General features: G+C 71.0%; 11 protein-coding genes. 6 read left to right on the top strand and 5 right to left on the bottom strand.

All coding sequences use genetic code 11. The annotated features are described in order from the left end of the window. Window positions 1-231 precede the first annotated feature (231 nt). Complete coding sequence (locus ACFV9O_RS38005; RefSeq protein WP_385426991.1) at window positions 232-1617, top strand: helicase-associated domain-containing protein; 1386 nt, start codon at window positions 232-234, stop codon at window positions 1615-1617. A gap of 185 nt (window positions 1618-1802) precedes the next feature. Further along, complete coding sequence (locus tag ACFV9O_RS38010; protein WP_385426994.1) at window positions 1803-2780, top strand: intradiol ring-cleavage dioxygenase; 978 nt, start codon at window positions 1803-1805, stop codon at window positions 2778-2780. Between the two features lie 92 nt (window positions 2781-2872). Here the strand turns inward: ACFV9O_RS38010 and msrB are convergent, their stop codons facing one another. The 4 genes from msrB to ACFV9O_RS38030 form a co-directional block, all read right to left on the bottom strand. Further along, window positions 2873-3280 (bottom strand): peptide-methionine (R)-S-oxide reductase MsrB, encoded by a 408-nt coding sequence (gene msrB / locus ACFV9O_RS38015; RefSeq protein WP_385426996.1) that lies wholly within the window; start codon window positions 3278-3280, stop codon window positions 2873-2875. 21 nt (window positions 3281-3301) lie between these two features. Next, window positions 3302-4696: a UDP-N-acetylmuramate--L-alanine ligase gene (gene murC, locus ACFV9O_RS38020; RefSeq protein ID WP_385426999.1), complete on the bottom strand. Its 1395-nt coding sequence runs from the start codon at window positions 4694-4696 to the stop codon at window positions 3302-3304. 171 nt (window positions 4697-4867) lie between these two features. Then, window positions 4868-5338, bottom strand: a complete 471-nt coding sequence (locus ACFV9O_RS38025) for an indole-3-glycerol phosphate synthase (protein ID WP_385427002.1) — start codon at window positions 5336-5338, stop codon at window positions 4868-4870. A 121-nt stretch (window positions 5339-5459) separates the two neighbouring features. Further along, a complete protein-coding gene (locus ACFV9O_RS38030) occupies window positions 5460-6224 on the bottom strand; it encodes a pyrimidine reductase family protein (RefSeq protein WP_385427004.1) in 765 nt (254 codons plus the stop codon). A 28-nt stretch (window positions 6225-6252) separates the two neighbouring features. Between ACFV9O_RS38030 and zapE the strand changes: the two genes are divergently transcribed. The 4 genes from zapE (at window position 6253) to ACFV9O_RS38050 (ending at window position 10182) form a co-directional block, all read left to right on the top strand. Next, window positions 6253-7332 carry a cell division protein ZapE gene (gene zapE / locus ACFV9O_RS38035; protein ID WP_385427007.1) on the top strand — a complete coding sequence of 360 codons (1080 nt, stop codon included), beginning with the start codon at window positions 6253-6255 and terminating at the stop codon, window positions 7330-7332. A gap of 48 nt (window positions 7333-7380) precedes the next feature. Beyond that, complete coding sequence (locus ACFV9O_RS38040; RefSeq protein ID WP_385427010.1) at window positions 7381-7806, top strand: OsmC family protein; 426 nt, start codon at window positions 7381-7383, stop codon at window positions 7804-7806. A gap of 145 nt (window positions 7807-7951) precedes the next feature. Beyond that, a complete protein-coding gene (locus tag ACFV9O_RS38045) occupies window positions 7952-8887 on the top strand; it encodes a polyphosphate kinase 2 family protein (protein WP_385427013.1) in 936 nt (311 codons plus the stop codon). 455 nt (window positions 8888-9342) lie between these two features. Further along, on the top strand, window positions 9343-10182 hold the full coding sequence (locus ACFV9O_RS38050) for an ArsR family transcriptional regulator (protein ID WP_385427015.1): 840 nt from the start codon (window positions 9343-9345) through the stop codon (window positions 10180-10182). Between the two features lie 161 nt (window positions 10183-10343). Here the strand turns inward: ACFV9O_RS38050 and ACFV9O_RS38055 are convergent, their stop codons facing one another. Then, window positions 10344-11246 carry an NAD(+)/NADH kinase gene (locus tag ACFV9O_RS38055; RefSeq protein ID WP_385427018.1) on the bottom strand — a complete coding sequence of 301 codons (903 nt, stop codon included), beginning with the start codon at window positions 11244-11246 and terminating at the stop codon, window positions 10344-10346. Window positions 11247-11511: the final 265 nt, after the last annotated feature.

Here is an 11511-nt window from a genome sequence, read left to right on the forward strand (position 1 = left end):
TCGGGCGACGGCAGCAGCTTCACCTGCACCACGACCTTCACGCCAACAACCTAAGCGTCACCACTGACAACAGCCGAAAGCACAGGTCACGACGGTTATGCAGGGAACTCCGCCGCTTCGCGGCTCCGCGCCAAGGACCCATTCCTCCCCGCCCTGAAGGACGGGGCCTCCTGGGAGAAATCAGGTGAACTCGGCCGTATCGGCAAGGCGGTTCAGGCCGAAGAGCCGGTGGTGCGGCTGGTGCTGGAGTGTGCGTACGCGGCCGGGCTGCTGGCGTACGAGGGCCGGAACCTGCTCGTCACCGATGCCTACGACGACTGGGCGGTGCGGGAACCCGCCGACCGGTACGGCGAGCTGCTCCGGGCCTGGTGGCTGCTCGGCTCCACGCCCTCCGCTGCACGGAACGACGAGGGCAAGGCCCTGCCGGCCGTGGCGCGGAAGGCACCCTGCTCCGGCTGTCTGGTCGCCCGTCAGGGACTGCTGACCGCCGCGGCCGGCCTTCCCGGCTCACATGGCGTACGGAATACGGCCGCCCTGGGCGCGCTCGTGGCCTGGTACCGGCCGTTCGCCCATGAACTTCCGCAGGACAGCACACCGTTCGCCGCACTGATCCACGAGGCCGGGCTGCTGGGCGTCCTCGCCCGCGGCGCCCTGTCCCCTTTCGGGACAGCACTGCTGGACGACGACCTCGCGCTGCTGGACCGGCGTGCCGCGAACCTGCTGCCGGGCGCCTCCGGAAAGGTCCGCATGGGGGCTGATCTCACCGCGGTGGTGACCGGCACCCCCACGGCCCGGCTCGCCGCCCTCCTGGACTCGCTCGCCGACCGGGAGGCCCACGGCACGGCCTCCGTCTGGCGCTTCGGCCCGGCGTCGCTGCGCCGCGCGCTGGACGCGGGCCGCACACCGGCCGACGTCGAGGCGGACCTCGCGGACGTCTCGGACGGCCCGCTGCCCCAGGCCCTCACGTATCTGATCGCCGACACCGCACGCCGGCACGGGCAGCTCCGTCTCGCCCCCGCAGCATGTGTGATCCACAGCGACGACACAGCGTTGCTCGCCGAGATCGCCGTCCACCGGGGGCTCGCGCCCCTGGGCCTGCGCTCGCTGGCCCCGACCGTGCTGCTCTGTCGCACCCCGCTGCCCAAGGCCCTCGATGCCCTGCGCAAAGAGGGGTACGCACCCGTGGCCGAGGCGGACGACGGCTCGGTCCGCATCGAACGCCCCGAGCAGCTCCGCGCCACGCAGCCCCTCCCCCGCCCGCGAAAGGCCACCCACCCCGTCGCCCCGGCCTCCGACCTCCCCGACCGCCTGCTCCTGGCCCCGGACCGCGAACCGCACCCCGCCCCGGACCGCGGCATCCCCTTCGGCAGCGACACCGAGGAAATCCTCGCGGGCTGCGCGAAGGCACTCACCCTCACGGACATCCGGCAGCTCGCCCACGCCATCCACGAGGGTGAACCCATCACGATCGAGTACATCGCAGCCTCGGGCAGCCGCACCGTCCGTACGGTGAGCGGCATGGACTTCGACCCGCCCCATCTCTACGCGTACTGCCATCTGCGCGAGGACGAGCGGGTCTTCACCCTCTCCGGCATCCAGGCGGTCCTGCCCGCGTAGCCGGGCGCCCCGGGCCCGCTCTCGGCGCTCGAGCGCTCGGCTCAGGCCCGGCGAGGTCGAGTCGATGCAGTACCGCTGCCGGCGCCACCGCATCTCCGCCTCGGGCCCTGGCGCGGGCCGGGCTCACAGGAACTCACAGCTCGCGCCCACGCCCCTCTCAGCTCCGCTGCCTAGCGTCCCTGCTCATGACAGAAACACAGGGACAGGGACAGGCACAGGGACCGGCTCACAAGCGGAACATGTCGCGGCGCCGGGTACTCCTGGCGGGCGGGGCGGCAGTCGCGGCCGCCGGGATCGGCGCTGTGGCCGTGACGACGGCCTCCGCAGGAGAGGACAGCAAGCGCGCCGAAGCCACCGGTGAGGCGTGCTACAAGCTCACGTCGGAGACGACCGAGGGCCCGTACTACATCGACGCCGACAAGATCCGCAAGGACATCACCGAGGGCAAGGAGGGCATCCCGCTCACCCTCCGGCTCAAGGTGATCGACGCCGAGACCTGCAAGCCGCTGCGCAATGCGGCCGTTGACATCTGGCATTGCGATGCGCTCGGCATCTATTCGGGTTACGAGAGTCTCAGTACGGGTGGAGGCGGCGGTGGCGGCACACCTCCCGAGGGCACGCCGACCGGCGAACCCCCCACCGGCGCACCGACCGGTACCCCGACCGGTGCGCCCCCGTCCGGCGGCCCCGGCGGAGGCGGCGGGATGCACGAGGAGCCCACCGACGACAAACGCTACCTGCGCGGCACCCAGCTCACCGACCGCGGCGGCTTCGTCGAGTTCCGGACGATCTTCCCTGGCTGGTACCGCGGCCGTACCGTGCACATCCACACCAAGGTGCACGTGGGCGGCACGCTCACGTACTCCGGCTACGAAGGCGGGCACACCTGCCACACCGGCCAGTTCTTCTTCGACGAGGAGTCGGTCCTGGCCTCCGCCGAGGTCGCCCCGTACAGCACCAGCACGACCGAGCGCACGAAGCTCCAGGACGACACCATCTACGACCAGAGCGGGGTCACGGGCGGTCTGCTGAAGCTGAAGTACCGCAAGGGGCACATCGACCGGGGTGTCGTCGGCACGATCACCATGGGCGTCGAGCCGGACGCGACCCACGACGGCACGGACGCCGGCGTCCAGCCCGGCGCATCGGCTCCGGCCGCCTGAGCCGCGCCGTACGGCATACGGACGCGCCGTACGACATGCCGTGCGACATACGGAAGGGCCGGAAGCCGTTCGCTTCCGGGCCCTTCCCTGTCTCAGCCCTCGTCCGGCGTCAGCCGCAGCGAGATCGAGTTGATGCAGTACCGCTGGTCCGTCGGGGTCGCGTACCCCTCGCCCTCGAAGACGTGCCCGAGGTGCGAGCCGCACCTGGCGCACCGCACCTCCGTGCGGATCATGCCGTGGGAGCTGTCCACGAGGAGTTCGACCGCGTCCGTGTCCTTCGGGTCGTAGAAGGACGGCCAGCCGCAGTGCGAATCGAACTTCTCGTTCGAGGTGAAGAGCTCGGCGCTGCAGGCCCGACAGGAGTAGACACCCTTGGTCTTGGTGTCCGTGTACTCACCGCGGAACGCGGGCTCGGTGCCGGCCTGGCGCAGGACCTGGTATTCCGCCGGTGTCAGCTCCGCGCGCCACTGCTCGTCCGGCTTGTCGATGTCGTACGCCATGCTCGCTCTCCCTCGGTTCGATCAGCGGGACATGCGGGCCAGGATCTCCGGTCCGAGATCCGTCACGTCGCCCGCGCCCATGGTGAGAACCAGATCGCCGGGTGCGGCCATTCCCGCGATCACGTCCGGGACGGTCGCCTTGTCGTGGACGGGAGTCACCCGGGCCCCGGCCGCGTCGGCGGCCTCGGTGATGAGGGCGCTGGTGACACCCGGGATCGGGTCCTCGCGGGCCGGGTAGATGTCGAGGACCACGGAGGCGTCGGCGAGGGCGAGGGCCTGGCCCATCTCGGTGCCGAGCTCCTGGGTGCGGGAGAAGAGGTGGGGCTGGAAGACGACCAGCAGCCGCCGGTCGCCCGCCGCGGCCCGCATGGCCTCCAGGTCGGCGGTCATCTCGGTGGGGTGGTGCGCGTACGAGTCGATGACCTGGACGCCCGACGCCTCGCCCTTGAGCTGGAGGCGGCGGCCGACGCCGGTGTACGCGGTGAGGGCGCGGGCCAGGTCGGCGGGGTCGATGCCCATGCGGACGCCGGCGGCGAGGGCGGCGGCGGCGTTGTGGGCGTAGTGGCGGCCGGGGACCGAGACGGTGAAGGTGAGCTCGCCGCGGTCCGGGAGGGCGACGGTGACCTCGCTGGTCATGCCGTTCGGGGTGATCCGGAGGATCCGGACGTCGGAGTCCGCGGACTCGCCGACGCGGACGACGGTCAGGTCCTCGCGGGCGGAGACGCGGGACGCCAGTTCCCGGGCGCCCGCGTGCTCGCCGACGACGAGGGTGCCGCCGGCCGGGATCTTGGCGACGAACGCCTGGAACGACTCGTAGATCTCGTCCATCGACGCGTAGTTGGCGTGGTGGTCGAGCTCGACGTTGAGGACGATCGCGACGTCGGGGTCGTACTTCTGGAAGCTGCGGTCGCTCTCGTCGGCCTCGGCGACGAAGATGCCGCCCTCGCCGTGGCGGGCGTTGGTCCCCGGCCCGGCGAGGTCGCCGCCGATCGCGTACGACGGGTCGAGGCCCAGTTCGCCGAGTGCGACGGCGAGCATCGACGTCGTCGTGGTCTTGCCGTGCGTGCCGGCGACGGCGATCGTGCGCGCGCTCCGCATGAGCGCCGCGAGCGCGTCGGAGCGGTGCACGACGGGCACGCCGAGCTCGGCGGCGCGGGCCAGTTCCGGGTTGTCGGCGCGGATCGCGCTGGAGACGACAACACAGGAGGCATCGTCCGCGAGGTGCTCGGGGGCGTGTCCGATGTGAACGGTCACACCGAGCGCCCGCAGCGACTCCGCGGTGGCTGACTCCTTGGCGTCACTGCCCGCGACCTTGGCGCCCCGCTGGGCGAGGATCTTCGCGATCCCGGACATTCCGGCGCCGCCGATACCGATGAAGTGCGGCCGTTCCATGGCGTGGGGGATGCCGGATGCCATGTGTGTGTCTCCCAGGGTGCGAGGTGCGGGGTGCGACGTCGTGCTCGTACGAAGCCCCCAGCCTAATTCCTTGCTCATGGCCCAGTGGATCCCGAGGGGTCGTGCCACGTTCACGGCGGACCACGGGGCGGGACCACCGGGGTGACAGCGCCCGGGTGGACGCCTGCGCGCCTACTCGCTGTGCGCGAAGAGCTTGAGCACCGGTACGCCGACCTTGTGCCGCGCACGGGAGGCCCAGTCCCGGTGGAAGAACTCCTCCACGTAGTGGGGCGCGGTGAGCACGATGACCTCGTCGGCGCCGGACTCCTCGACGACCGACTTCATCTTGTCGAGCGGGTGGTCCTCGACGACCTGGCCGACGGCCTCCGCCCCGGCCGCCCGCAGGACGGTCAGCGAGTGCTCCAGGGCGAGCTCCGCGGGCTTCCTGGCGTCCTCTCCCTCGGGCTCCTCGCCCTCGCGGACGGCTTCCTTCAGCTCTCCCATCGCGACGTCGTCGATGGCGCGCAGCAGGAGATCCGCCTGGTCTCCGCGCGGCTGCATGAGCACGATGAACGAGATCGGTTCGTCGCCGTGCAAGGTCGTGACGAATTCCACGTCGACGGACGTGAGGGGCTTCTCGATCATCAATACGCTTGTGAACACGTCAGGAGCCCTTCTGCGGAACCATCCTTCCCCGTGCTCGCACGGGGTCCGAGAGTAATAGTGCCCGCCGGAAGCTAACCGGAGCGACAAATTCCGCGGATTGTCAGATCCGTCGAATCCGTCAGGTCCGACGGTAGCGGGTGAACAGGAACCCGGCCTCTTCCAGCAGCGATGCCAGCGCGAAGCGCTCGGGGACCGCCCTCGACGGGCCTCCCGCGATCCGCTGCGCGTCCCCCGCGGTGAGGGTCGGAGACACGGTCAGGCACAGCTCGTCCAGCACCCCGGCCGCGATGAACTGGCCGAGCAGCCTCGGCCCGCCCTCGGTGAGCAGCCGCCGCAGGCCCCGGTCCGCCAGGGCCCGTACGGCGCGGGCAGGGTCGACGCCCACCCCGTCGCCCGCGATCACCACCTCCGCGCCCGCCTTCTCGGCCGCGGACACCCGGTCCGGGGCGGCCGCCGCGCCGGTCAGGACCAGGGTCGGCACCAGTGGGGAGGTGAAGAGCGGGAGGGTGAAGTCCAGCTCGAGACTCGCGCTGACCACGGCGATGGCCGGGGCGGGGCCCTGCCCGGCGGCGGCCCGGCGCTCCGCGAAGGCGTCCCGCGCGCGGGCCGGACGGTAGCCCTCCTGGCGCACCGTCTCCGCCCCGACGACCACCGCGTCGGCCAGCGCCCGCAGGGTGCCGAAGATCCGCATGTCCATGTCGGAGGAGAGCGGCTGCGAGCGGCCCTCGTGCTGGGCCGCCCCGTCCAGGGACGAGACCATGTTGGCGCGCAGCCACACCTGGTCCCCGGCGGGATAGGCGTAGGCGTCGGCCAGCTCGTCCAGCCCCCACTCGCGATCATGGGTGTCGGCTGTCGGGTCGGTCACAGGGAACAGGCGTCGCATACCGTGCAGTCTGGCACGGCCCGTAGAGTTGGGGACCGTGTCGACCAGTCCCATAACCGAAGCGGTCCCGCTGTCCCTGTGCGCCCGCGAGCCCCATGTCCCCGCCGACCGTCTGGTCGCCGAGATGGTGCCGCCGCCGCGCTTCGACTCCGTCCGCTTCGACACGTACGTCCCCGATCCGCAGCAGCCCAGCCAGACCGAGGCGGTCACCGTGCTGAGCACTTTCGCCGCGGGCCTGGGCGGTGCGCACGCGACCGGGAGCGGCAGGCGCCGCTGGTTCGCGAAGAAGCCCGCGGCCCCGGCCGCGCCGCGCGGGATCTACCTGGACGGCGGCTACGGCGTCGGCAAGACCCATCTGCTGGCCTCGCTCTGGCACGCGACGCCCGCCGAGCCGGCCCTCAAGGCGTTCGGCACCTTCGTGGAGCTGACGAACCTGGTCGGCGCGCTCGGCTTCCAGCAGACGGTGAAGACGCTGAGCGGACACCGGCTCCTGTGCATCGACGAGTTCGAGCTCGACGACCCGGGCGACACCGTTCTGGTCTCGACGCTGCTCGGCAAGCTCGTGGACGCGGGCGTGGCGCTGGCGGCCACGTCCAACACGCTGCCCGGGAAGCTCGGCGAGGGCCGGTTCGCGGCCGTCGACTTCCTCCGCGAGATCCAGGGCCTGTCGGCGCACTTCCGCCCCGTGCGCATCGACGGCGAGGACTACCGCCACCGCGGGCTGCCCGAGGCCCCGCCGCCGTACGCGGACGAGCAGGTCACGAAGGCCGCGTACGCCACCGAAGGCGCGTCGCTCGACGGCTTCCCGCAGCTGCTGGAGCATCTCGCGCGGGTCCACCCGAGCCGCTACGGGGCGCTGACCGACGGTCTGCGCGCCGTCTGTCTCACCGATGTGCAGCCTGTGCCGGACCAGTCGACGGCGCTGCGGCTGGTCGTCCTCGCCGACCGGCTGTACGACCGTGAGATCCCGGTGCTCGCCTCGGGTCTCCCCTTCGACCGGCTGTTCAGTGAAGAGATGTTGAAGGGCGGGTACCGGAAGAAGTACTTCCGGGCCATCTCTCGGCTGACTGCGCTCGCCCGGGACGCGAAGGGCCTCGTGGACCAGTAGGTTGGGGCCGGTTGGGACCGATTCACGTTCATTGGGAAGGGATCCATCATGGCCACCACGCGTACGGCGCACACCGTCTGGGAAGGCGAGCTGCTCAAGGGCTCGGGCGTCGTCACCTTCGACTCCTCCGGAATCCCGAGCCAGCCCGTCTCCTGGCCGTCGCGCGCCGAGCAGGCGAACGGCAAGACCAGCCCCGAGGAGCTGATCGCCGGCGCCCACTCCAGCTGCTTCTCCATGGCCCTCTCCCACGGCCTCACCGGTGCGGGCACCCCGCCCACCCGGCTCGAGACCAAGGCCGATGTCACGTTCCAGCCGGGTGAGGGCATCACCGGTATCCACCTGACGGTCACCGGTGAGGTCCCCGGCCTCGACGAGGACGGCTTCCAGGCCGCCGCCGAGGAGGCCAAGAAGAACTGCCCGGTGAGCCAGGCGCTCACGGGTACGACGATCACGCTGACGGCCAAGCTGGCGTAACCCCGGGCCCGACCGGGACACGTGGCCCGCGTGCGGCACGCATGCGGGCCACATCTGTGTCTGCGTCCGCCCCGCTCATCGCTCGCGGGGGCACCCGTTCCGGCGGAGGATCGTGGCATCGGTCCGGTACGGGAAGGGGCGTGCGGTGACGGAGAACGGGTCGAGGCACGGGACGGACAACGGGGCGAAGAGCGGGACGGACAACGGGTCGAAGAGCGGCCGGAAGCAGGACGAGCCGCCCGGCCCGCTCCGAGGCCTGCTCCGCGTGCCGCCGGGCGAGAAGATCGACCTGTCGTCGTACGACGCCAGAGCCGCCACGGGCGGTCCCGACGACAAGGCCGCCGGCCTCGCCGCGACGGCCGCCACCGGTGAGCGCCTCGCCGGCCTGCAGGAGCGGCTGTACGCGGCGAGCGCGGCCGGCGACCGCCGCCGGCTGCTGCTCGTGCTCCAGGGCATGGACACGAGCGGCAAGGGCGGCACGGTCAAGCACGTGATCGGGTCCCTCAACCCGGCCGGCTGCCGGATCAGAGCCTTCAAGGCGCCGACCCCCGAGGAACAGGACCATCCCTTCCTCTGGCGGATCATGCGGGAGCTGCCGCGCTCCGGCGAGATCGGCATCTTCGACCGCTCGCACTACGAGGACGTGCTCATCGCCCGGGTGCGCGATCTCGTGCCGCGCGAGCGGATCCGCCGCCGCTACGACCAGATCAACCGGTTCGAGCGGTCCCTCGTCGAGGACGACATCACGGTGGTCAAGGTCTTTCTGCACATCTCGTACGAGGAACAGCGCGAGCGTCTGCTGGCGCGGCTCGACAACCCGGAGAAGCACTGGAAGTTCAACGAGGGCGACATCGAGGAACGGGTCCTGTGGCCCGCCTACCAGAAGGCGTACGAGCTGGCGCTGCGGCGGTGCTCGACGGCCGCCGCGCCCTGGTACGTCGTACCGGCCGACCGCAAGTGGTACCGGAACTGGGCGGTGAGCAGGCTGCTGCTGGAACATCTGGAAGCGCTGGATCCGCAGTACCCGAAAGGCGACTTCGACGTGGCGGAGTGCAGGAAGCGGCTCGTGGAAGGCGCTTAGCAGCTCCCGCTGATATGCCGGCTCCACCGCGAACGAGATTCCTGTGGGATTCACCTTTTCCTTGCAGTCGATGTCCGTCAATGCCACAGCGCGGTCCCCCGGGATTGTCCAATAGCATTCCGAACCAGGGGGTGCGTTGCGGCATATGGAAACTCAATCCCCTCACGGTGAAGTCGGCTGACCCGCGCCTTCACAGAGATTGCCACCTCCGATCACAGGCAGCTACCTTGTTCGAGCTCTGTCAAAACAGGCACCTCACGTGAAGGAGTACCGTGCTCCGAATTCACTTCTCCGGCCCCGATCTCGGCCGGACCCGCCTGACCACCGAGCCGGATCCCCTGTGGGAGACAGCGGCGTCATTGCACCGCTTGCAGACCAGGCGCGGCCGGGGGACCTATGCCGCCTGGCTTCGCTGCGCCTGCGAAAAGCTGAGTCGTCCCGAACTGGCGCGCACAGTGCGGAATTTGCTGCTGCCACTATTTCCGCGAGCCGCCTACTTTCCCGACTTCCTCACACCCGCCACCGCGAGCGAGGGTCTCGCCGCGGGCCTTGAAGCCGTCCGCGCCACCCCGGCCGTGCGGGTGGCGGCCGAACTCCGTCAGCTGGCCGAGGTGGTGCCCGCCACCCCGCGCGGGCTGGCCCGTCTCGCCGACCCGGAGCAGAGGAACGAGCTGACGGCGGGGCTGAGGGCGTACTACGACGCGGTCATCGCGCCGTACGAGGAGGCCATTCACACCCGCATCGAGGCCGAGCGGGTCTTCCGTACCCGTTCCCTGCTGGGAAGGGGTGTCGAGGACATGCTGTCCGGCCTGGGGCCGGGGTTTCGCTGGCGCAGCCCCGTCCTCGAGTGCGACCATCCTGTCGACGCGGACGTGCACCTGGGCGGCAGGGGGCTGCGATTGGTCCCCTCGTACTTCTGCTGGGGTGCGCCGGTCGTGCTGGCGGACCCCGAACTGCCGCCCGTGCTGGTCTACACCATGCACCACGGGCAGGTGGCCGGCGCTCCCGGCGTCGCCGACGACGCGGTCCCGCTGACCACGCTGCTGGGCCGGACCCGCGCACTCGTTCTACGCGCGTCGGCGACGGGGGCCACAGGAAGTGAACTCGCCCGCGCCCTGGGCATATCCCCCGGCACCGTCACCTTTCACACCCAGGCGTTACGCGACTCGCAGCTGATCGCCAGCGTCCGCTACGCGACCACTGTGCTGCACACCCTCACGCCGCTGGGCTCGGCCCTGCTCGCCGCCAACGCGACCCGGAAGGCCAGGACCAGCGGCAGCGGTCGCCGGGACTAGGAGGTGTCCTGCCGCCGGGGCCGGGAGGTGTCCTGCCGCCGGGGCCGGGAGGTGTCCTGCCGCCGGGGCTGGGAGGTGTCCTGTGGATCGGATCATGCTCGCCGAGCCGGTCCGATCCACAGCGGTGAGACCCGAGGACACGGGCCGGGCCGAGGACGCCCTCATGCCGCCGACGGGCTCCGCCGGGCCGCCCGTGGGGTGTCGGCGACCGCCGCGCTGTCGTTGATGCCCAGCTTGCGGCGAGCCCGCTGATAGAAGGTGGTCATGCCCAGACGCACCACGTGGGCGGCAGAGCGGTGGGCCGTCATGGTGAGGCGGTCGCCCTGGTGCAGATAGCCGTGCACCTCGCCGTCGACCTCCACGGCGAGCCGACCCGTGGCCGGCAGCAGCTCGAGCATCACCTGTTCGTCGGCGGGCAGGACCAGGGCCCTGTCGAAGGTGGAGTGTGCGCTGGCGGGCACGACGAGAACGGCTTCCACCCTCGGGGACATGATCGGGCCGCCGGCCGAGAAGCTGTAGGCGGTCGACCCCGTAGAGGTTGCGACGATCACGGCGTCGGAGGCGAAGCGGACGAATTCCTCACCCTGTACGGCGACGGCGATGGCGGCCAGACCTTCGCCGGGCACACGCACCAGGGCGATGTCGTTGAAGGCGAGGCACTCGTGTCCGGACGGCAGACAGGTGCTCACGGCCAGACGGGGTTCGGTGGTGTACTCCCGCCGGTCGATCTGGCTCAGCGCCAGCGGGAGGTCCTCGGCGTCGACCTCGGCCAGGAAGCCGAGACGGCCCAGGTTCACCCCGAGTACAGGGGTGGCCGACCCCGCCAGCAGACGCATGGAGCGGAGCATGGTGCCGTCACCGCCGAGGCTGACGACGAGGTCGGCGCGGTTGACGAGCTCGTCCTCGTCCACGGCGACGGCACTGCAGGCGATGCGTCCCACCTCGTCGGGGAGACCCAGTACCCCTGCCTGGCGCTCCCGCGCCCACGCGACGATGGTCTCGATCGTCGGTCCCGGGTTTCGCCTGGGGTGCAGCACCAGTCCGACGGATCCGATCATGCCCATGTGCCCCTCCTCGAGGTGACATCCCCATGGCGCCCTTGGACGGCGGCGTGGAACTCCTGATGGGGATCCGGGCCGGGTTATGCCTCCATGGTCGCTCATTCCCGTTCCCGGAGTGACGGCTCGGTTGCGGGACCACGGCGTCCGGGCCGCGGGGGCCCGCAGGTGTTCGCGGCGTCATAGGTCTGGCGGGCGGAGCCATGCTGGAGCTGCGGCGGCAGGGGCGGCGCGCGGAACACGGGCGGCGGCCCCGGGCATCCGCTGATGC

This window comes from Streptomyces sp. NPDC059909, assembly GCF_042730885.1.
Classification (GTDB): domain Bacteria; phylum Actinomycetota; class Actinomycetes; order Streptomycetales; family Streptomycetaceae; genus Streptomyces.